The organism is Amycolatopsis sp. NPDC114478, from assembly GCF_055633805.1.
In genome coordinates this window covers 128,083-147,759 of sequence record NZ_JBVKDO010000009.1, presented here as the reverse complement: position 1 = coordinate 147,759, position 19,677 = coordinate 128,083, and the positions used below count along the sequence as shown (strand labels likewise).

The 19,677-nt window shown below is 69.6% G+C and carries 17 protein-coding genes and 2 pseudogenes; 13 read left to right on the top strand and 6 right to left on the bottom strand.

All coding sequences use genetic code 11. The features are described 5' to 3' along the window. Positions 1 to 133: 133 nt before the first annotated feature. Positions 134 to 394 (bottom strand): hypothetical protein, encoded by a 261-nt coding sequence (locus tag ACZ7OH_RS25200; protein WP_470283003.1) that lies wholly within the window; start codon positions 392 to 394, stop codon positions 134 to 136. A 705-nt stretch (positions 395 to 1,099) separates the two neighbouring features. Between ACZ7OH_RS25200 and ACZ7OH_RS25195 the strand changes: the two genes are divergently transcribed. Continuing rightward, positions 1,100 to 1,432, top strand: coding sequence for a helix-turn-helix domain-containing protein (locus ACZ7OH_RS25195; protein WP_470283002.1), 333 nt, complete (start codon positions 1,100 to 1,102; stop codon positions 1,430 to 1,432). Positions 1,433 to 1,506: 74 nt separating this feature from the next. Here ACZ7OH_RS25195 and ACZ7OH_RS25190 read toward each other — a convergent pair whose 3' ends face one another. After that, the gene (locus tag ACZ7OH_RS25190) at positions 1,507 to 2,511 is read right to left on the bottom strand and encodes an NADP-dependent oxidoreductase (protein WP_470283187.1); all 1,005 of its coding nucleotides are present in this window, start codon (positions 2,509 to 2,511) and stop codon (positions 1,507 to 1,509) included. A gap of 133 nt (positions 2,512 to 2,644) precedes the next feature. Here ACZ7OH_RS25190 and ACZ7OH_RS25185 point away from each other — a divergent pair, with 133 nt between their 5' ends. Next, the gene (locus ACZ7OH_RS25185) at positions 2,645 to 3,232 is read left to right on the top strand and encodes a TetR/AcrR family transcriptional regulator (protein ID WP_470283001.1); all 588 of its coding nucleotides are present in this window, start codon (positions 2,645 to 2,647) and stop codon (positions 3,230 to 3,232) included. Here ACZ7OH_RS25185 and ACZ7OH_RS25180 read toward each other — a convergent pair. Together ACZ7OH_RS25180 and ACZ7OH_RS25175 are read right to left on the bottom strand one after the other, a co-directional pair. After that, a complete protein-coding gene (locus ACZ7OH_RS25180) occupies positions 3,225 to 4,415 on the bottom strand; it encodes an IS110 family RNA-guided transposase (protein WP_470283000.1) in 1,191 nt (396 codons plus the stop codon). The genes ACZ7OH_RS25185 and ACZ7OH_RS25180 overlap by 8 nt on opposite strands. A 228-nt stretch (positions 4,416 to 4,643) precedes the next feature. After that, positions 4,644 to 5,483: pseudogene (locus ACZ7OH_RS25175) on the bottom strand (IS481 family transposase); the annotation flags it as partial. A 266-nt stretch (positions 5,484 to 5,749) separates the two neighbouring features. On the opposite strand from ACZ7OH_RS25175, the gene ACZ7OH_RS25170 reads away from it, so the two are divergent. From ACZ7OH_RS25170 to ACZ7OH_RS25160, 3 genes are all read left to right on the top strand, one after another. Further along, on the top strand, positions 5,750 to 6,490 hold the full coding sequence (locus tag ACZ7OH_RS25170; RefSeq protein WP_470282999.1) for an alpha/beta fold hydrolase: 741 nt from the start codon (positions 5,750 to 5,752) through the stop codon (positions 6,488 to 6,490). Positions 6,491 to 6,506: 16 nt separating this feature from the next. After that, entirely contained in the window at positions 6,507 to 7,361 is an 855-nt protein-coding gene (locus ACZ7OH_RS25165; RefSeq protein ID WP_470282998.1) for an alpha/beta fold hydrolase, read from the top strand. A gap of 181 nt (positions 7,362 to 7,542) precedes the next feature. Next, positions 7,543 to 8,793, top strand: coding sequence for an MFS transporter (locus tag ACZ7OH_RS25160; RefSeq protein ID WP_470282997.1), 1,251 nt, complete (start codon positions 7,543 to 7,545; stop codon positions 8,791 to 8,793). 3 nt (positions 8,794 to 8,796) lie between these two features. Here ACZ7OH_RS25160 and ACZ7OH_RS25155 read toward each other — a convergent pair whose 3' ends face one another. Both ACZ7OH_RS25155 and ACZ7OH_RS25150 read right to left on the bottom strand, forming a co-directional pair. Then, complete coding sequence (locus ACZ7OH_RS25155; RefSeq protein ID WP_470283186.1) at positions 8,797 to 8,988, bottom strand: helix-turn-helix domain-containing protein; 192 nt, start codon at positions 8,986 to 8,988, stop codon at positions 8,797 to 8,799. Between the two features lie 212 nt (positions 8,989 to 9,200). Next, positions 9,201 to 9,428, bottom strand: a pseudogene (locus ACZ7OH_RS25150) (hypothetical protein); the annotation flags it as partial. A gap of 711 nt (positions 9,429 to 10,139) precedes the next feature. Here ACZ7OH_RS25150 and ACZ7OH_RS25145 point away from each other — a divergent pair. The 8 genes from ACZ7OH_RS25145 to ACZ7OH_RS25110 are packed head-to-tail and all read left to right on the top strand — an operon-like array spanning position 10,140 to position 19,649. Then, on the top strand, positions 10,140 to 11,645 hold the full coding sequence (locus tag ACZ7OH_RS25145) for a flavin-containing monooxygenase (RefSeq protein WP_470282996.1): 1,506 nt from the start codon (positions 10,140 to 10,142) through the stop codon (positions 11,643 to 11,645). Further along, the gene (locus ACZ7OH_RS25140; protein WP_470282995.1) at positions 11,638 to 12,543 is read left to right on the top strand and encodes an alpha/beta fold hydrolase; all 906 of its coding nucleotides are present in this window, start codon (positions 11,638 to 11,640) and stop codon (positions 12,541 to 12,543) included. Before ACZ7OH_RS25145 ends, ACZ7OH_RS25140 begins: the two co-directional genes overlap by 8 nt. After that, positions 12,540 to 13,886 carry an NAD(P)/FAD-dependent oxidoreductase gene (locus ACZ7OH_RS25135; protein ID WP_470282994.1) on the top strand — a complete coding sequence of 449 codons (1,347 nt, stop codon included), beginning with the start codon at positions 12,540 to 12,542 and terminating at the stop codon, positions 13,884 to 13,886. The genes ACZ7OH_RS25140 and ACZ7OH_RS25135 overlap by 4 nt, the downstream gene beginning before the upstream one ends. 13 nt (positions 13,887 to 13,899) lie before the next feature. Continuing rightward, on the top strand, positions 13,900 to 15,282 hold the full coding sequence (locus ACZ7OH_RS25130; RefSeq protein WP_470282993.1) for a flavin monoamine oxidase family protein: 1,383 nt from the start codon (positions 13,900 to 13,902) through the stop codon (positions 15,280 to 15,282). Beyond that, the gene (locus tag ACZ7OH_RS25125) at positions 15,279 to 15,983 is read left to right on the top strand and encodes a transporter (RefSeq protein ID WP_470282992.1); all 705 of its coding nucleotides are present in this window, start codon (positions 15,279 to 15,281) and stop codon (positions 15,981 to 15,983) included. Before ACZ7OH_RS25130 ends, ACZ7OH_RS25125 begins: the two co-directional genes overlap by 4 nt. Continuing rightward, positions 15,980 to 17,260 carry an NAD-dependent succinate-semialdehyde dehydrogenase gene (locus ACZ7OH_RS25120; RefSeq protein ID WP_470282991.1) on the top strand — a complete coding sequence of 427 codons (1,281 nt, stop codon included), beginning with the start codon at positions 15,980 to 15,982 and terminating at the stop codon, positions 17,258 to 17,260. Before ACZ7OH_RS25125 ends, ACZ7OH_RS25120 begins: the two co-directional genes overlap by 4 nt. Continuing rightward, entirely contained in the window at positions 17,257 to 18,372 is a 1,116-nt protein-coding gene (locus ACZ7OH_RS25115; RefSeq protein ID WP_470282990.1) for a Zn-dependent alcohol dehydrogenase, read from the top strand. Before ACZ7OH_RS25120 ends, ACZ7OH_RS25115 begins: the two co-directional genes overlap by 4 nt. Beyond that, complete coding sequence (locus ACZ7OH_RS25110; RefSeq protein WP_470282989.1) at positions 18,372 to 19,649, top strand: aspartate aminotransferase family protein; 1,278 nt, start codon at positions 18,372 to 18,374, stop codon at positions 19,647 to 19,649. The genes ACZ7OH_RS25115 and ACZ7OH_RS25110 overlap by 1 nt, the downstream gene beginning before the upstream one ends. The last annotated feature ends 28 nt before the right edge of the window (positions 19,650 to 19,677 follow it).

Below are 19,677 nucleotides of genomic sequence, written 5' to 3'. Positions count from 1 at the left end.
TTTGACTACCCCACTCGTGCGAAAATCACACCGATTGGGGGATCGGCGCTGAGCCGTCCGGGGGAAATCGTCGGTTGTCAGGCGATGGTTGACCTCGCCACGGTCGGGAGGCGACCTCATCCTCTCGTGCCGGTCAGGCGCCGAGGCGGCTGTAGAGCCTGCTGGCCAAGGACGCGGCCAGCTGGTTCAGCGCCGCATGCGGATCGAGCTGCGCGAACTGGCCGAGCAGCTCCGCCGCCGCGTAGGCCTCGGCCTCCGACACCACCGCCACGCACCGCTCCCGTCGTCCCCGCTCCAGCAACCGCGTCAGCGCCTCGGCGTACTCCTCGAGGTCGGCGACCTCGGTCAGGCCGTAGCGCTTCTCGAGCGGATCCTGGACGGCCTCGTCACTCACGGTCGCACCCCTCTTCCTCACTGCCAGCCCCACACGTCTCAGAAAATCTATGCCGACTGAAGTAGACATTGGATGGCGGGTGTGTGTAGTGTTCTTCTCGTAACGAGGAAGACAACGTCAAGCAGGCGCGGGAGAGGACGTAACTACCCGCGAGGTGAGACAAGGCGGTCAGGCAGCGCGGAGCCGATCACGGAACAAGGTTTCGGCTGGTGGCCGCGAGTTCGGCAGTACCGATAGTGAAGATCAGCAGTACTCGTAGTTGTTTGTGCAAGTCGCAAGTGCAGTGGCAGGACCGGTCAGGTGGCCGGAGCCGATCAGTGAACGGGGCTCCGGGCAGTGGCCAGCGGCGTCAGCGTGCTGGGACCGATCAGTGGAAGGGTTCCAGCCGTGGCGCAGGCAGCAGTGAACGCAGTACCGGAAGTACCAGCAGTACCCAGTAAGTGGAAAACACAGGAGAGAAGGGATCGGGAGCATCATTGGATCGCCCGCAGCGGCTGGGTAGTAGCGCCGCGCGGGTGCCGCAGTCCCATCGAGTTCGGAGGTGGTGCTCGGTCACGAGTAAGCGATCCCCGCGACACCCGGCTTTCGGCCGGACGCGGGTGCAGGAAGCCGGCGGTCGCGCCGGTTGACAATGGTGAAACCCAACCCTTGAGGACCCCGGGTGCCGTGCGCGGCACCCGGGGTCCTTTGTGATGTGGAGGTCGAATGATCCCTGAGCAAGCAGGACCGGCCACGCGCGGCGCGGCCGACAAGTTCGACGACGAGCACTACCCCGCCTACACGATGGGCCGGGCCGCCGACATGCTCGGCACCACCCAAGGCTTTCTGCGCAGCCTCGACGAAGCCGGGCTGATCACGCCGCAACGCTCCACCGGCGGGCACCGCCGCTACTCACGCCAGCAGCTGCGACTGGCCGCCCGCGTGCGGGAACTCGTCGACCGGGGAACCGCCATCGACGCCGCCTGCCGCATCGTCACCCTCGAAGACCAGCTCCACGAAGCCCAGCGCCTCAACACCGAACTCCGCGCCGGCAACTGAGCGCCACACCCAAGCCGGCTGAGACCCACGCCGACCGTACGTCCGCGATTCGCGGCGGCGGGAAAGCCACAAGTTCAGCGCACCGTGACGACGACCTTGCCTCTGGCGCGTCCTTTGTCGACGTCCGCCAGGGCGTCGTTGGTCGCGTCGAAGGGGAAGACCCGGTCCACGACCGGCTCGATGACACCGGCGTCGATGAGCGAGGTGATCTCGCGGAGCTGGGGGCCGCTGGCGCGCATGAAGAGGAACGAGTAGTCCACCTGGCGGCGCTTGGCCGCAGTCCGGATTCCGTGGCTCAACACGCGTGTCGCCGGGCGCAGGATCCACGGCTTTCCCATTTCCCGCGCGAAGTCCGGGTCGGGTGGGCCGGAGAGGGAGATGAGCTTGCCGCCGGGCTTCAGGATCCGCAGGGACTTCTTGAGCGCCTCGCCGTCGAGGCTGTGCAGGACCACGTCGTAGTCGTGCAGGACGTCTTCGAAGTCGTCCTTGCGGTAGTCGATCACGACGTCGGCGCCGAGGCGCTCGACCAGGTCGACGTTCGCGGTGCTCGTGGTCGTGGCCACGGTCGCGCCGAGGTGCTTCGCCAGCTGGATCGCGAACGTTCCCACGCCGCCGGAACCCGCCTGGATGAAGACCTTCTGCCCCTTTCGCAGCCGGGCGCGTTCGATCAGTGCCTGCCAGGCGGTCAAGCCGACGAGCGGGACCGAAGCGGCTTCCTCCATCGTGAGCCGCTTCGGCTTCAGGGCGAGGTCGTCTTCGTGGACGGCGATGAACTCCGCGAAGGTGCCGATCCGGTCCTTGCCCGGGCGCGCGTAGACCTCGTCGCCGGGTTTGAACTCACGCACGCGGGCCCCGGCGCGGACCACGACACCGGCCACGTCGTGGCCCAGCACGAACGGCGGGCGGTAGGGGAGGAAGAGCTTGAACTCCCCGTCCCTGATCTTCGAGTCCAGGGCGTTGACGCCGGCGGCGTGCACCTCGACCAGCACGTCGTGCTCGCCGACGGCGGGTTCCGGCACGTCGCCTGCCCGCAGTGTGTTGCCGTTCTTCCCGTAGCGATCGACGACGAACGCCTTCATCTCAGTCACCCATCTTTAGCTTATGATCGTACTACAATACGACCGGGCGGATCGGAGACGCAAGGGACCCGGCCACACTTAGATTATGATCGTACTAACATAAGGGCTTCGGTCCCGGTGAGTGGAGGCGCGCGTGGTGCGGTACGCGAAAGAGCACAAGCAGGCGACGCGGCAGCGGATCATCGAGACGGCCGGCCGCCGGCTCAAGCGCGACGGGATCGACGGCTCCGGCGTCGCCACGCTCATGAAGGACGCGGGCCTGACCAACGGCGCCTTCTACGCCCACTTCGAGTCCAAAGAGGACCTGGTCGCCACCGTGGTATCCGAGCAGCTGCGCGGTCAGCGCGAGTGGCTCACCTCGTTCCCGCCCGGCCGCGACGGCGTCGAGCAGATGGTGCGCACGTACCTCTCGCCCGAGCACCGCGACAACCCCGAAGAGGGCTGCCCGTCCGCCGCGCTGCTGGACGAGATCGGCCGCTGCGCGGATCCGACCAAGGAGGCCTACACCGGCAGCGTGCTGGCCGTCATCGACGACATCGCCGCCCGCCTGGCGCCGCACGACCCACCGTCGGCGCGCGTCAAGACGCTCAGCATCTACGCCCTGATGGTCGGGACCCTGCAGCTCGCTCGCGCCCTGGCTGACCGCCAGCTGTCCGATGGTGTGCTGGAGCAGGGGATCCGCAACGCGCTGATCGTGCTGGACGCCCCGTCGGCTAGCTGAGTCGCCTCGTGAGGTTGGGGACGCGACTGACCGGCGGCTGGCTGTAGGCCCATTCCTCGGTGAGGGTCCGGTTGAAGCGTTCGGCTTTTCCGAAGCTCCTATGGGTGTCAAGTTGTTGTGGCTGGTGCTGGTTCGGGCCTGGTGAGGAGTTTGTAGATCTCTCTCGCGCGATGTGGCGTTTGAGGCAGCGGATGATCTCTTTCTTGGTTTTCCCTTCGGTGGTGCGTCGTTGGACGTAGGCGCGGGTGGCGGGGTCCCAGGCCATGCGGGTGACGGCGAGGATGTAGAGGGCGTAGTTGGCTTGTCGGTCGCCTCCGCGGTTGAGGCGGTAGCGGATAGTTTTGCCGGAGCTGGCGGGGATGGGAGCGACGCCGCAGAGGTGGGCGAAGGCGGATTCGCTGCGTAGCCGCTGTGGGTTGTCCCCGGCTGCGATGAGCGGGGTGGCGCTGGTGTGCGGGCCGAGGCCTTTGGTGGCCAGCAGGTGCGGGGCGACCGTGTTGACCAGGCGGGTGAGGTGCTGGTCGAGTTCGGTCAGTTCGTCGGTGAGTTGCTGGTAGCGGCGGGCCAGGGTGCGCAGCGCGAGTTTGCTGACGGCCAGGACCGTGTGGGGTGCCGTGCCGGGACGCCACGTCAGGGCGAGGGTGACGAGTTTGTCGATGCTGAGCCCGCGCAGTTGGTCCCGCAGGGTGTCTGGGGCGGTCACGATGAGGGCGTGGAGCTGGTTGGTGGTCTGACGGCGGGCCTTCTGCGCTGATCGTCGGGTCAGGTGCGGGGTGCGGATCATTTCGACCCGGCCATCGCCGCTTTTGGGGGTCGAGGTGGCGGTGCCGGCCAGCACTGCCCGTGCTGCGGCCTCGGCGTCGAGAGGGTCGGTCTTGCCGTGGCGCCGCCGGGTGGAGCGGTCCGGGCGGTTCACTTCGATGACTCGGTGGCCGTGGCTGAGCAGGTAACGGGTGAGGTTGGCGCCCCAGCTGCCGGTGCCTTCCACCCCGAACGCTGATATCGGTCCCCAGGTCGTCGCCCAGGTTTCCAGTTGCTGTGAGCCGGCGGCTGTGGTCGGGACGGATAGTTGGCCGAGTCGTCTGCCGAGCTGGTCGAGGGCGACAGCGACGTGGATGTCGGAATGGGTGTCGACGCCGACGGTGACATCAATGGATGCTCGTGCGAGGCTCGGAACGGTCACTGTTGTCCTTTCCCAGGGATACGGCGGTGGCTATCAGGCGGCCGAGCCTGGGCAGGGACAGAACTGCGATGGGGCCTCTGGCCAGGCTCCTATCAAGTCACCAGTCAGGCCCGACCGCCTGGTCAACGTTCGTTCCGGGGCTGGTCGACGCTTCGGGAACAAGGCACCGATGGCCGGTTGGTATGTGGGTCAGGCCAGCCCCGAAACGAACGTGAACCCAGCCTCGCAGTTGGTCCGCGGCCGGTATGGCCGAGTGCGTCTGTGGACGATGCCCGCGTCGCGCAGCGTGTCGCGCCAGAGAAGTGAGCGGTAGCAAGATCCGTTGTCGGTCGGGACCCGGGCGACGGTGATCCCGTGGTCGGTGAAGAACTGCTGGGCCCGACCCCAGAACGCGGCCGCGGTTTCTTTGGTCTCATCGGCCAGGATCTCGGTGTAGGCCAACCGGGAGTGATCATCGGCGACGTTGTGCAGGTAGCTGTAGCCCAGGTTCGCGCGGCCACCGACCGTGCGCGGCCGCGCCGGGTCACGATGAGCGGCGCTGTCGGGTCCACCTGCGGCGCGGCCGTGGATTTTGCGGCCGCCGCCACCGGGGATGTTGCCCAGCTTCTTGATGCCGACGTGGATCAGGTCACCGGGTGCGGCGTGTTCGTAGCGGCGGACGGGCCGGCCCGTGGCTCGATCGAGGTAGGCGAGCCGGGCTAGCCGATAGCGAGTCAGCACCCGATGCACCGTCGAGGGAGTCAGGCCGAGCAGGTAGGCGATGCGAGCCGGTCCCCACCGGCGGATCAACCGGACCTTGATGATCTGCCGTTCGATCCGGGTGGGTGTCCGGTGTGGGCTGGTCCGAGGCCGCGAAGAGCGGTCGGTCATTACTGGCTCGCCCTGCCTGCGGTAGCGAGCGGCCCATCGGGCGGCGGTGGAGACCGGCAGCTGGAACCGTTCGGCAGCTCGCCGCAGCGGCCGGCCCTCGTCGACGACATAGCGGGCCAGGTGCAGCCTGCCGGTCGGGGTCAGGGGTGCGTTAGCGTGGGTCGCGAGGGCCTCCGTTGCTTGGTGTAGACGTCGCAATCCACACCGAACCCGGAGGCCCTCTCTCATACCAGGATCATCCGGTCACGTGTCGCGCCGATCGCAACCTTCCCGGACAGAACGCCTAGCTGAGTCGCTCGTCATGGGGGTGGGAGCGCTTGCACCGCTCATAGAATTATGGTCATAATATAAACCATGACCACCTACACAGCCGACACCCTCGAGAATCACACCGCCGCGGGTCCTTCCGCGGTCTTCACCTACCGGCGCACCGGACCGCGGGGTGGCGTGCCCTGGTCCTGCTCATGCGGTTCCGCGGCACCATCGACTGGTGGGACCCGGAGTTCGTCGACCGGCTCGCCGCGGACCGCGACGTGATCCTGTTCGACAACGTCGGCATCGGGTACACCGGCGGCGAGCCGCGCGACACCGCGGAGGGGTTCGCTGACGGCGCCATCGAGTTCGTCGAGGCCCTCGGGCTGGGGCAGGTCGACCTGCTCGGCTGGTCGCTCGGCGGCATCGTGGCGCAGCTGGTCGCGCTCCGGCGGCCCGGTCTCGTGCGCAAGATCGTCGTCGCCGGCAGCAGTGGGCCGGGCGTCGCGCCGGGCACCCCGGCGATGGGGGAGCGGGTGCTGTCCATCATGGCCAAGCCGGATGCGGACGCCGAAGACCTGCTCTACCTCTTCTACCCGGAAACCGACCAGGCCCGGGTCTCAGGCCTCGAGCACCTCGGGAAGGTCGCCAAACGCCTCGAAGCGGGCGGTCCCGCGGTCACCGAGGACGCCGCCCAGGGCCAGCTCGCCGCCGTCGGACGCCTCCTGGCCGTGGAATGGGACCAGCTGAAGGCCCAGCTGCGGGCGATCGGCCAGCCGGTCCTGTACGCCAACGGGATCCACGACGTGATGATCTCCGCCCTCGGCTCCTACAAGGCGGTCGAAGAGGTTCCCGACTCCACGCTGGTCCTCTACAGCGACGCCGGCCACGCCTTCCTGTTCCAGCACATCGACGAGTTCGCCGCCCAGGTCGACCTCTTCCTCGGCAAGTGACCGAAAAGGACGAACAATGAACAGCAACCAAGACGTCGTACTGTCCTATCGGGACGCACCGACCCGCACCGTCTCCGCCGGCGGCGTCGACTTCGCCTACCGCGAGCTCGGCCCGAAGACCGGGGTCCCGGTCGTCTTCCTGACCCACCTGGCCGCGGTCCTGGACAACTGGGACCCCCGCGTCGTCGACGGGATCGCCGCGCACCACCGGGTCATCGCCTTCGACAACCGCGGTGTGGGCGCGTCCACCGGCACCACCCCGAAGTCGATCCAGGCGATGGCGGCCGACGCCGTCACCTTCATCCGCGCGCTGGGCTTGACGAAGGCCGACCTGCTCGGGTTCTCGATGGGCGGCATGATCGCGCAGGTGATCGCCCAGACCGAGCCGGACCTGGTCCGCAAGCTGATCATCGCCGGCACCGGGCCCGCCGGGGGCGAGGGCATCAAGAACGTCACCAGGATTTCGAACCTCGACACCGTCCGGGCGCTGCTGACCCTGCAGGATCCGAAGCAGTTCCTCTTCTTCACCCGGACGCCGAACGGCAAGCGGGCGGGCAAGGAGTTCCTGGCCCGCTTGAAGGAACGCAAGAACGACCGGGACAAGGCGATCGCGCCGAGGGCCTACATCGCCCAGCTCAAGGCCATCCACCGCTGGGGCCTGGAGAAGCCGTCCGACCTCTCCGCCATCCGCCAGCCCGTGCTGGTCGCCAACGGAGACCACGACCGGATGGTGCCGACGAAGAACACCCACGACCTGGCCCGACGCCTGCCGGACAGCGAACTGGTGATCTACCCCGACGCCGGCCACGGCGGCATCTTCCAGTTCCACGCCCGGTTCGTCGACCAGGCCCTGGAGTTCCTGGCGCGATAGTGCCGGATGCACCGCGCGGGGCGAATCGGGGTGCAGAGTGTCGTACCCAAGGACGATCGGGATGGCGAACAGTGGAGCCTCACGATCGACCGACAAGGACAACCAGATGCCGGATTTGACGCCCCCTCGGCGAAGAGTGCGTGGTGCTGCCGCCGCCGGCGCGGTCGCAGTCGTCACGGTCATGATCGGGAGCACCGCCCGCCGGCGAGGCGAGTCGTTCGGCCTGGACGCTCCACGCCGCCGGGCGCGGGTCGCGCGCCGAGCCGTCACCGCGAGGGCGCAGCAGCAGGTGAAGAGCCGGTGGACGGTTTTCCTCGCCTACGGGCTGCTGGCGGTCGCGAGCCAGGCGCTCTTCGTGACCTACGCGCCCGTGACCGCGGACGCCGCGCGGCACTTCGGCGTTTCCGTCGGGGCGATCGGCTGGCTGTCGCAGGTCTTCCCGCTGATTTACGTGCTTCTCGCGATCCCGGCCGGCCTCGCGCTCGACCGGTTTCTCCGGCCGGCCCTCGTCGCCGGCGCGGTCCTCACCGCCGCCGGGGCGTTCCTGAGGCTGGTCTCCGACGATTTCACCTGGGCCTTCATCGGCCAGGTCGTCGCCGCGGCCGGACAGCCGTTCGTCCTCAACGCCATCCCGGGTCTCGCCGTGGGCTATTTGTCCGAAAAGGACCGCGCTACGGGGATCGCCGCCGCGTCCTCCGCCACCTTCGGCGGCATGGTCGTGGGGTACCTGCTCGGGGCGTTCCTGCCCGGCGAAAGCAACATCCGCACTCTCACGCTCATCACCGCGCTGATCGCCCTGGACGCCGCGCTGTGCCTCGTCGGAGCACTGCGCTCCCCGCCGGCACGAACAAGCCCGGTGACCGGCGGCCTCCGGGCCTTTCGCGCGGCGTTCGGCAACCGGTACATCCGGCGGTTGTGCGCGGTCGTCGCCATCCCGATGGGTACGTTCATCGCGCTCGCGACGTTCGCGCAACCGCTGTTGGCGCCGGCCGGCGTGCCGGAATCCACCGCGGGGCTCATCCTCGCGGGCACCATGATCGCCGGGGTGCTCGGCTGCGCCGTCGTGCCGGTGTGGGCGGACCGGCGCGGCCGCGAGGTCGGGCTGATGGGCGCGGGGATCGCGTTCACGGCCGTGGCGTGCCTGCACCTGGCCCTGGTGCCCAGCACGCCGATGGCCTTCCTCACGCTGCTCGGGACGGGTTTCGTGCTGCTGCCGGCGCTGCCCATCGTGCTCTCGCTGAGTGAGCGGCACGCGCCCGACGCCGAGAGCACCGCCGCCGGGCTGATCTGGATGGCGGGCAACCTGGGCGGGGTCGTGCTGGCGACGGCGATCGGGTTCCTCGTGACCAGCCCGGCCATCGCGTTCGTGGCGCTGTCCGGCGCGACGCTGCTGGCCTTGCCCGCCTTGCGCTGGTTCCGGAAGCTGGGGTGAAGCTCAGCCGGCCATGATTTCGGGCGCGACGTCCAGGACGAGCAGTGCCGCCGCGAGGTGGGTGGGGTTGTCTTCGACCTTGACGACCGCGAGCTCGTTGGCGCGGGAGACCCGCCGCTCGACGGTGTTGCGGTGGGCGTAGAGGCTGGCGGCCGCCCGGGTGGTGTTGAAGCCGCACTGCACGTACGTGAGCAGCGTCCGCCGTAGCTCCGGATCGGCTTCGGCCAGTGGGCCGAGGTGTTGCCGACGAACCGGCGGGCACTCGCGCGGTCCTTGGTGAGGGCGTCGATCAGCTCGACGTCGGCGTAGGCGGTGAACCGCCGGGCGGAGCCGAGCCGGATGACCAGTGCCTGGGCCGAGAGGGCGTCCTGGTGGCTGGACCGGAACCCGTCGAGCCCGCGTCCCGGCCGTCCCACCGCCACGCTGACCTCTTCCGCCACGATCTCCTCGACCTGGGGCAGCTCGACCGGATCCGCCCCGGACAACCAGATCCAGCGCGAAGTGGCACTGGCCCGGGCCACCAGCGTGTTCCGGCCCGCCGCGGCGGAGCGCACGGCCGCGATCGCCTCGTCCAGCACCTGGTGCTGCCGGGGGTCGTCGACCCACAGCACGAGGCCGACGTGCCACCGCGCCATCCGGTAGCGCAGGCGTCCCTCGGCGAAGTCCTCCGACACCGGCGCCCCACCGGCGATCATCTGGATCAGGGAGATCGCCTCGGCGTCGGCGTTGCCCATCGCCGCGGCGAGGCTCGCCTCGCGCAGGATCGCGACCGAGTCGAGGGCGTACTGCACCAGCGACTTCGCCGACACGTCCAGGACTCCCACGAGCAGGTCGCGATCCGCGCAGTGTGCCGCGCATTCCTCCAGCCACCGGCGCCAGCCGATCCCCAGCGCCGCCCGCCACCCTCCGGCGAAGTCGGGTGCGAGCCCGCGGGCCACGAGATCGCCGATGTACGCGGTGATCCGCGGGCCGACGTACGGTTCCACCCGCCGCCCCGGGTGCTGGATGTTCGACGTCAGCCACTGGACGAGATCCGAGCGGTTGAGGTGGCGGTCCTCCTCGACCAGCGAGGCGTCCGAGAGCAGCGCGGGGTCGTCCTGTGCCGTGATCGCGATCGTCGAAATGGCGTCGGTCAAGGCTTCCGTGTCCGCCAGGAGCCGCTGGCACACGGACCGGATCGCGTCGGCGACCTCGACGGCAGGGGCGGGCCACAGCTCTTCCATACCGGGAGTGTGCACTGTGCACCAGCTCCGCGCGAACCTGGTGCTCGCCGTCGTTGTGACCGCGGCCATGGCTTGGCGACAGTGAAGCCATCACGAAGCCGGCTCAGCGAGGAGAGGCAGACCATGGCAGCTGAGGTGCTGGACGCCGACGAGGAGTTCGACGTCGTCGTCATCGGCGCGGGGATTTCCGGGATCGGCGCGGCGACGTATTTCAGCCGGGAGCTCCCCGGGAAGTCCCTCGTCGTGCTGGAGGGTCGCGACAACATCGGCGGGACCTGGGATCTCTTCCGGTACCCGGGCATCCGGTCCGACTCGGACCTGCACACCTTCGGCTACGAGTTCAAGCCGTGGCGCCACGAGGCCGCGATCGCCGACGCCCCGCTGATCCGGGAGTACCTCCGGGAGACGGTCGAGGAGAACGACCTGGCGCGCCTCATCAGGCTGCGCCACCGGGTGGTCCGGGCAGAGTGGTCCACAGTGGACTCGAAGTGGTCGCTGCGCGTCGAGGCTCCGGGGTCCGTCAAGACGATCCGCGCGCGCTGGGTGTTCGCCGCCACCGGCTACTACCGGTACGACAAGGGGTTCTCGCCGGAGTTCCCGGGGCGCGACGACTTCGGAGGCCGGATCGTCCACCCGCAGCACTGGCCCGAAGACCTCGACCACAGCGGCAAGAAGGTCGTCGTCATCGGCAGCGGCGCGACCGCGATCACGCTGGTGCCGGCGATGGCCACCGAGGCCCGGCACGTCACGATGCTGCAGCGCACCCCCAGCTACGTCATGGCGCTGCCCCGCGTCGACCGGGTCGCGACGACGCTCACGAAGCTGCTGGGCGAGAAGCGCGGGTACGCCGCGACGCGGTTCAAGAACATCTGGACCGAACACGCGATCGTCAAGGGCCTGCGGGCGTTCCCCAAGATCGGACGAGCGGTGATCCGGCGCGAGAACCGCAAGCGCCTGCCCAAGGGATTCGACGTCGACAAGCACTTCAACCCGCCGTACGACCCGTGGGACCAGCGGCTGTGCCTGGCCCCCGACGGCGACTTCTTCGACGCGATCAAGGCCGGCACCGCTTCCGTCGTCACCGACACGATCACGCGGTTCAGCAAGCGCGGCGTCGTCCTGGAGTCGGGCGAGGAGCTGGAAGCCGACATCATCGTCACCGCGACCGGGTTGAACATGCGCCTCTTCGACGGGATGCCGATCGTGGTCGACCGGCGCGAGATGGACATCGCGGACTCGGTCTCCTACCGCGGGATGCTGCTGAGCGGGATCCCGAACTGGGCGATGGCGATCGGCTACACGACGTCGTCCTGGACGCTCAAGGTGAGCCTGATGTGCCGCTACTTCATCGATCTGGTCCGGCACATGGACGCGCACGGCCACGACCGGGTGGTCCCGGTCGCGCTGCCGGGGATGCCGCACCGGCCGGTCATGGACCTTCAGGCCGGCTACGCCAAGCGCGCCGAGAAGAGCCTGCCCAAGCAAGGAGATGCCGCCCCGTGGCGGATGGCGCTGTCCTACCCCGAGGACGCCAAGGCGCTGCGCGGCCCGGTCGCCGACGAGAACCTCGAGTTCGGCACCGCCCGGCCGGCGGCGCTGCCCGGTGAACGGCGGTCGGCCCGTGTCTGAAGACCAGTACGCGGCACTGCCCTCCGGTGTGACCATCTGCTACCGCGACCACGGCGACCAGGCCGCTCCCGCGATCCTGCTCATCGCCGGGATGGGCGAGGACCTCACCTTCTGGACCGGGTCGTTCGTCGACGCGCTTGTCGCCCGGGGCTTCCGGGTCGTCACGATGGACAACCGCGATGTCGGCCAGTCGACGTTCGCGGCCACCCCGCCGCCGGCGCTGTGGCGCCAGGTGCTCGCGCGTCCCCGCCGTGACGCCTACTCGCTGGCGGACATGGCCGCCGACGCGGTCGGCGTCCTCGACCACCTCGGGATCCCGCAGGCCCACCTGGCCGGCCGGTCCCTGGGCGGGATGATCGCCCAGACGGTCGCCGCGACCGAACCCGCGCGTGTCCTGTCCCTGACGTCGATCTTCTCGACCACAGGCGCGAAGAAGGCCGGTCAGCCGGCCCTGTCGACGATCCGGCTCCTCGCCGGCCCACCGGCGCGAACCAGAACCGCGGCAGTACGCGCCCACCTGCGGATCACCAGCCACATCGCCGGAACGGGGTACCCGATCGACGACGCGGCCGAGGCCGCCATGGCGGCAGGGGGCTGGGACCGCGCCGCCGGCGACCTGGCCGCGGGCGCGGCCCGGCAGATCCAGGCGATCCAGCGCTCCGGGGACCGGACCGCCCGGCTGCGCCGGATCACCGCGCCCACCCTGGTCATCAACGGTGACCGGGACCTGCTGGTCGCCCCCAGCGGCGGCGCCGCGACGGTGAAAGCGATCCCCGGCGGCCGGCACGTCGTCATCCCCGGCATGGGGCACCACATCCCCGCGGCCCTGGTCGAACCCATCACCCGGCACATCGCGGAACACGCTGCGACGCAGGGAAAAGCGAGGGCGGAGTCATGAGGATCGACAATGTCGAGTGCAGCACCTTCAGCGGCTGGATCGACCCGCCCGAGGACGTCCTGCCCAGCCTCGACGGCGACCTCACGTGCGACGTCGCGGTCATCGGCGGGGGCATGGGCGGCATGGCGACGGCGCTGCGGCTCGCCGAGCGCGGCCGGGACGTCGTGCTGCTGGAGGCCGAGTTCTGCGGCTACGGGTCCAGTTCGCGCAACGGCGGCCAGATCGCGAGCGTCCCGGGCGGGGACCTCCGCCTGCTGAGCCTCTTCTACCCCAAGAAGGTGCCCGGCATGGTGCGGCTGGCAGAGAACTCCGCGAGCTTCGTCGAAGACCTCATCAAGACCCACGCCATCGACTGCGACTACGAGCCCAACGGCCTGGCGTTCGCGGCCGTGGGACCCGGGCAGATGCTCCGGACGCGGACCGTGGCGGCGATCCTCCGGCGCGCCGGCGGACGCGGTCACGTCGGCACGAGCGAGCAGCTCGGCATTCCCCGCGGCTTCGTCGGCGGCATGCGCGAGGCCGTGGGCGGGATGCTGAACCCCGGCAAGCTGAGCCGGGGCGTGCGCCGCATCCTGGTCTCGTCGTCGGCCCGGGTCTTCGAACGGACCAAGGTCACCGACGTGACGCCGCGCGGCGGCCAAGTCGTCATCTCGACGCCCGGCGGCACCGTGCGGGCGAACACCGCGGTGCTCGCGACGAACGCCTACTCGGGGGAGTGGGACATCACCCCGAAACGGCTCTCGGTGCCGATGTGGCTCATCGAGATGGAGACCGAGCCGATCGCCCCGGAGCGGCTCGCCGCACTGGGCTGGAGCAGCCGGTCGGGCGTGATCACCCAGCACCAGGTCATGGAGCACTACCGCCTCACCGCGCGCGGCACCATCGTGTTCGGCGTCCGGCGCGTCGAGCGCGGCATGACCTACCCGCTGCCGGCGAAGGCCCCGGACCGCGAGCTGGTCGAGGAGCTCGCCGGCGCGTTCGCGAGCCGGTTCCCGACGCTCGCCGACGTCGCTGTCGAGCGGGCGTGGGGCGGCTGGATCGCGATCACGTCGTCCTGGCTGTCGATCGCCGGCCGGATCGAGGACAACGTCTACTACTCGATCGCGTGCAACGGGCACGGACTGGCCCAGGCACCGTACGTCGGGTCCCTCATCGCCGACTCCATTGTGGACGGATCAAGGCACGAGGATCTCGACGGTATCTGGGCGGAGAAGCCGAAGTTCCCGCCCTTCGCGATGGTCGGCCCGCGCAGCCTCCGCCTGGTGTCGGCGCTCGACCGCTTCACCGACTTGATCAACGGCAGCCGGCGCCGTGCTCTGCGCGCTGCCGCCCGTGTGCGCTGAAAAGGAGAAAATCATGTCGCCATCTCGTGAGCGCCGTCCCGCGGCCACCTCGGTCGACGTCGTGGTCGTCGGCGCCGGGTTCGCCGGCCTGAGTGCCGCCGAGCGGCTGGTGAGCACCGGCCTGTCCGTCCTCGTCCTGGAAGGGCGCGACCGGGTCGGCGGCCGATCGCTCTCCGGCGAGGTGGCGGGGGTGCCGGTCGACTTCGGCGCGACCTGGGTCGCCCGTCGGCACACGGCGATCCGCGACCTCGCGAACCGCGTGGGGTGCACCACGACCGGCCAGTTCAACCAGGGGCGCAACGTCCTGTGGATGGCCGGCCGGCGCCGCACCTACCGCGGCACCATTCCCAAGGTCTCGCCGGCGGCGCTGGTGGACATGGCCCGCGTCCAGCTGGCGCTGGAGAAGCTGGTCGCGGCCGTCGACGTCGACGCGGCCTGGGAGTCGCCCCGGGCCGGCGAGTTCGACGCGATCTCCTTCGGCGAGTGGCTCGACCGGAAGAAAGCGCTGCCGGCCACCCGTGCCCTGATGACCGTCGTCAGCAAGGTGCAGTGGGGCTGCAGCCCGGGAGACGTCTCCCTGCTGCACGCGTTGCGCTACATCCGCGCGGCCGGGGGTGTCGACCACATGCTCGACGTGGAGGGCGGCCAGCAACAGGACCGCTACCTCGAAACCACCCAGGAAATCGCGAAGCGGGTCGCCCAGCGGCTCGGTGACCGCGTCGTCCTGGGGACGCCGGTGCGCTGGATCAGCCAGGACGACACCGGTGTCATGGTCCGCACCGACTCGGAAGAGATCACGGCGAAGTACGCGATCGTCACCGTCGCGACGGCACACCGCGCGGGTATCGCGTTCCACCCGGCGTTGCCCGAGTCCGCCGAAGGGCTCGTGAAAACGTGGCGCATGGGCGTCCTGAGCAAGGCGTTCGTCGCGTACGACAAGCCGTTTTGGCGGACCAACGGGCTTTCGGGCGAGGCGGTGACCGACACCGGGACCGTGTTCATCACCTTCGACGTCTCGCCCGACGGTGGTCCCGGCGTCCTGATGGCGTTCTGCGACCCGCGCGTGTTCGACGGCTTCGGCCCCGAGACCCGGCGCAGCATGGTCCTGCGGCAGCTCGCCCAGCTGTACGGCACGCAGGCGAGCGCCCCCATCGACTACGTCGACCACTGCTGGGGAGCGGAACCGTTCGCCCCGGGCGGCCCGAACCCGGCCGTCGCCCCGTACGCGACCACGAGCTACGGCCGGGCGCTCACCGAGCCGCACGGCCGTGTCCACTGGGCCGGCACGGAGACCGCGGGCGAGTGGGCGGGCTGCATGAACGGCGCCGTGCTGACCGGTCAGCGCGCCGCCGAGCGGGTCGCGGCCATGGTCGCGCGGGAGGTGCCGGCGCGATGAAGGACGTCCTCTTCCTGCTCGCCGACCTGTGGATGATCTTCGTCGGCTACTTCTTCGGCTGGCGGTTCATCCGCCGGTACGGCAACTACCTGCTCGGTCTCGAATGGATGGTCGTCGCGACTTCGGGCAGCAACTTCCTCGTCTGGTCGTTGCTCGGCGGCGACCAGAGCAGCGTGCTGTACGGCGTGGCGTACTTCTTCGACGCCTTCTCGCGGTCGGTCGGCATCACGCTCATCCTCGTCATGGGCTTGCTGAAAGTCACCCGTGGCTACAAGCCGTCCGTGGCCGTCGATGTCGGCGTTTTCGCACTCGCCACCGCGGCCGGGCTGTTCCTCCGGCACTTCCACGGTGAAGACCCCTACGCCGACAATGCCGCGTTCGCCGTCGCCGCGTTCTACGTCGCGGTCAACCTCGTCTCGGCGGTCTTCCTGGCGTACTTCGCCAAGCGGCTCTGGGACGCCGGCGCGAGGTGGCCCGCGATCTGGACAGGACTGGTGACCGCGGCCGGCACCACCATCGCGATCGTCTACGACTTCTTCCCCTTCCCGTTCGACGACGCGAGCCGCACGTTCTTCTACACCGCCGCGCTGGCGACGTGGGGCACCCAGGGGTTCGTCTACTTCTTCGCCTACCGCGCGCTGCACAACCACAACGTGGCCTCGAGCGCGAAACCGACCCAGGAAGCGGGTGCGTCGTCATGATGAACCTGGCACTCGACTCGGCCGAGAAGGCCTACCGGGCCTGGTCAAAACAGACCACCGTGCCTCAGCGCGCCGAACTGCTGAGCACCGTCGCCGCCCTGCACAACGCGCGCAGCGGCGAACTCGCGAGCATCGCCCACCGGGAGATGGGCAAGCCGCTGGACGAGGCCGTCGCCGAGGTCGAGTTCAGCGCGTCCATCTATTCTTACTTCGCCGCGAACGCGCACAAGTTCCTTGCCGACGAGCCCGTCGAACTGATCGAGGGGGAGGGCACGGCGTTCGTCCGCCGCCAGCCGATCGGCGTCCTGCTGGGCATCATGCCCTGGAACTACCCGTACTACCAGGTCGCCCGCTTCGCCGCGCCCAATCTGGCCCTGGGCAACACCATCGTGCTCAAGCACGCGCCCCAATGCCCGGGCTCGGCCGCGGCCCTGCAGCGGATCTTCACCGACGCCGGCTACCCCGAAGGCTGCTACGTCAACGTCCGTGCAACCAACGACGAGGTCGCCGACGCCATCGCCGACCCCAGGCTGCAAGGCGTGTCCTTCACCGGTTCCGAGCGAGGCGGGGCGCAAGTCGCGGAAACGGCGGGCCGCAACCTCAAGAAGGTCGTGCTCGAGCTGGGCGGCTCGGACCCGTTCCTCGTGCTGTCCTCCGACGACCTGGACGCCACGGTCCAGGCCGCGGTGGACGCGCGGTTCGAGAACACCGGGCAAGCGTGCAACGCGGGCAAGCGGTTCATCGTCGCCGAGGACATCTACGAGGAATTCCTCGGCAGGTTCACGAAAAGGGTGCTCGCCAAGGCCGACGGACTAGCTCCGCTGTCGTCGGTGGCGGCTGCCGAGCGCCTCGAAGAACAGGTCCAGCGGGCCGTCGACGACGGCGCGACCCTGGTCTGCGAAGGACGGCGTGAAGGTGCGTACTTCCCGCCAGGTGTCCTGACCGGGGTGGCACCGGAATCGCCATCGGCCGCCGAGGAATTGTTCGGTCCCGTCGCGACCGTCTACCGCGCGGGATCCGAAGCCGAAGCCGTCGAGCTGGCCAACAACACCCCGTACGGACTGGGCTCCTACGTGTTCACCACGGACCCCGAGCAGGCGATGCGCGTCGCCGACCGGATCGAGGCCGGCATGGTCTTCGTCAACGGCGTCGGCCTGGAAGGCCCGGAACTGCCGTTCGGCGGGATCAAAAGGTCCGGCTTCGGCCGTGAACTGGGCCGGTCGGGAATCGACGAGTTCGCCAACAAGAAGCTCATCCGCAGGGGGACCCCGTCATGACCATCGAATTCGACGCCGCTGTCTTCAGGACGCCGGACGCGCCGCTGGCCGTCGAGCGGGTTTCGCTCCACGACACGCCGCCGCCCGGTGAGGTCCTGGTGCGGCTGAAAGCAAGCGGGGTGTGCCACAGCGACCTGCACGTGCTCGTCGGCGAATGGGAGGTGCCCGCGCCGATGATCCTCGGCCACGAGGGCGCCGGAATCGTCGAGAGCGTGGGCGAAGGGGTCACGACGCTGGCGAAGGGCGATCACGTTGTCCTGTCCTGGACACCGTCTTGTCGCCGGTGCCGCTACTGCGTCAGCGGCAGGCCCGTCCTCTGCGACCTGGTCAGCCGGCACTCGGCCAACCACCTGTCCTTCGACGGCCGGACCCGCGTCACAGGCGCCGACGAGCGGGATGTCCACAGCTTCGCGGGAGTCGGCACGTTCGGCCAGTACACGCTCGTGCCCGAATCAGGCGCGATCGCGGTCCGGGACGACGCCCCGTTCGCCCAGGCGGCCTTGATCGGCTGCGCGGTCACGACCGGAGTCGGAGCGGCGGTCACCACCGCGAAGGTCCGGCCGAGCGACACCGTGCTGGTGCTGGGCTGCGGCGGCGTCGGGCTGAACGCGATCCAGGGTGCTCGCCTGGTCGGCGCGCGGAAGATCATCGCCGCGGACCTCTCCGACGAGAAGCTCCAGCAGGCACGCGTTTTCGGCGCGACGGACGTGATCAACAGCACGCGGGAGGATCTCGCGGACCGGGTCCGCGAGCTGACCGACGGACGCGGGGTGGAGATCGCCATCGAGGCCATCGGGCTGCCGCGCACCATCGAGGCGGCCTACGCGGTGCTGGCGCGAGGCGGAAAAGCGGTCGTGGCCGGGCAGGTGGCGGACGGCGTGCGCGTCTCGATCGACCCGTTCGTCCTGTCCGATCAGGAACTTTCGCTCGTCGGCTCCAACTACGGCTCGAGCAAGCCCGCCGTCGACTTCCCGCTGCTGGTCGAGCACTACCTGAACCACCGCATCGACCTCGACTCGCTGGTGACGCGCGTGATCGACCTGGCCGACGTCAACGAGGCGTTCGACGAGATGAAGCGCGGCGTCGGCATCCGGACGGTGATCGAGTACTGATGGCTCTGGAATCGTCCCGGCTCGCGTTCGAACGGGCCCGGCGCAGTGTCGGCGGTGGCGTGGGGTCGGGCCTGCGCGCCGCGATGCGTCCCCACCCGCTCTTCGTGCGGGAGGCGCGGGGCGCGCACGTCTGGGACCTGGACGGCGACCGATATGTCGACTACGTGATGGCCTGGGGGCCGCTCCTGCTCGGCCACGGCGACCCGCGCGTGCTGTCCGCCGTGTCCGACGTCGCGAAGAAGATGCAGGTCATCGGCACCGGTCACGCCCTCGAATACCTTGCCGCGGAGGCGGTCCTCGACGCCGTGCCCCACGGCGAGCGGCTGCTGTGGAGCAACACCGGAACCGAAGCGGTGCAGGTGGCGCTGCGCCTCGCCCGGGCCGCGACCGGACGGCGCCGCGTCCTCAAGTTCGCCAAGAGCTACCACGGCTGGCACGACACCGTGCACGCCGGAATGTCCGAAGACGCCGCCGATCGGCCCGCGTCACCGGGCGGCCGAGGGCAGTCGCCCAGCGTGCTGGACGACCTGGTCATCGCGCGCTTCAACGACGTGCCCCTGGCCGAGCGCCTCCTGGGCGAGGCCGTCGAACGCGACCTCGCGGCGGTGCTCGTCGACCCGGTGATGAGCAACGCCGGTGTCGAGGCACCCGAGCCGGAGTTCCTGTCCACGCTGCGAAACCTGTGCGACCGCCGCGGCGTCGTCCTCGTCTTCGACGAGGTGATCGCCGGGTTCCGGATCGCGCGCGGCGGCGCGGCCGAGAAGTACGGCGTGCGCCCCGACCTGTCCGTCTTCGGGAAGGCGATGGCCGGGGGCTTCACCCAGAGCGCCGTCGTCGGCCGGGCGGACCTGGTCGACCAGGTGACGGCCGGCGTCGTCCACGCGGGAACGTTCAACGCCAACCCGATCGCGCTCGCCGCCGTCGAGGCGACGATGCGCGTGCTGGCCGACCCGGCGGTCTACGAGGCGCTCGAGGAGACGTCGTCCGAGTTCGAAGCCCTCGTCGGCGGCGCACTCGGTTCGGTGCCGGGCTGTGGCAGCTTCAACCGGGTCGGCTCGCTCCTCCAGTACATCCCCGCGGGTGGGGCCACCGGCCTGCACGGCACCGGCGGGCTGTGGACGGTGCTCCTGGAAGGGATGCTGCGTCAAGGCTTCCTGTTCATGCCGTCCGGCAAAGTCTTCCTCAGCACCGCGCACACGACGTCGGACATCGAGGCCACGGCCGAGGCGCTCGGGAAGCTGTTGCGGCCGGAAACCGGGTGTGCTCCCGCCGGCTGAGGTTCGGGTCACGCTGGCGATGACCACG

Bases quoted from the DNA above. Each gene is read 5' to 3' on its own strand.
- ACZ7OH_RS25115 (WP_470282990.1), top strand. From the start codon at position 17,257: ATGACCATCGAATTCGACGCCGCTGTCTTCAGGACGCCGGACGCGCCG.
- ACZ7OH_RS25160 (WP_470282997.1), top strand. From the start codon at position 7,543: ATGATCGGGAGCACCGCCCGCCGGCGAGGCGAGTCGTTCGGCCTGGAC.
- ACZ7OH_RS25125 (WP_470282992.1), top strand. From the start codon at position 15,279: ATGAAGGACGTCCTCTTCCTGCTCGCCGACCTGTGGATGATCTTCGTC.
- ACZ7OH_RS25165 (WP_470282998.1), top strand. From the start codon at position 6,507: ATGAACAGCAACCAAGACGTCGTACTGTCCTATCGGGACGCACCGACC.
- ACZ7OH_RS25145 (WP_470282996.1), top strand. From the start codon at position 10,140: ATGGCAGCTGAGGTGCTGGACGCCGACGAGGAGTTCGACGTCGTCGTC.
- ACZ7OH_RS25120 (WP_470282991.1), top strand. From the start codon at position 15,980: ATGATGAACCTGGCACTCGACTCGGCCGAGAAGGCCTACCGGGCCTGG.
- ACZ7OH_RS25135 (WP_470282994.1), top strand. From the start codon at position 12,540: ATGAGGATCGACAATGTCGAGTGCAGCACCTTCAGCGGCTGGATCGAC.
- ACZ7OH_RS25130 (WP_470282993.1), top strand. From the start codon at position 13,900: ATGTCGCCATCTCGTGAGCGCCGTCCCGCGGCCACCTCGGTCGACGTC.
- ACZ7OH_RS25170 (WP_470282999.1), top strand. From the start codon at position 5,750: ATGCGGTTCCGCGGCACCATCGACTGGTGGGACCCGGAGTTCGTCGAC.
- ACZ7OH_RS25110 (WP_470282989.1), top strand. From the start codon at position 18,372: ATGGCTCTGGAATCGTCCCGGCTCGCGTTCGAACGGGCCCGGCGCAGT.
- ACZ7OH_RS25190 (WP_470283187.1), bottom strand. From the start codon at position 2,511: ATGAAGGCGTTCGTCGTCGATCGCTACGGGAAGAACGGCAACACACTG.
- ACZ7OH_RS25195 (WP_470283002.1), top strand. From the start codon at position 1,100: ATGATCCCTGAGCAAGCAGGACCGGCCACGCGCGGCGCGGCCGACAAG.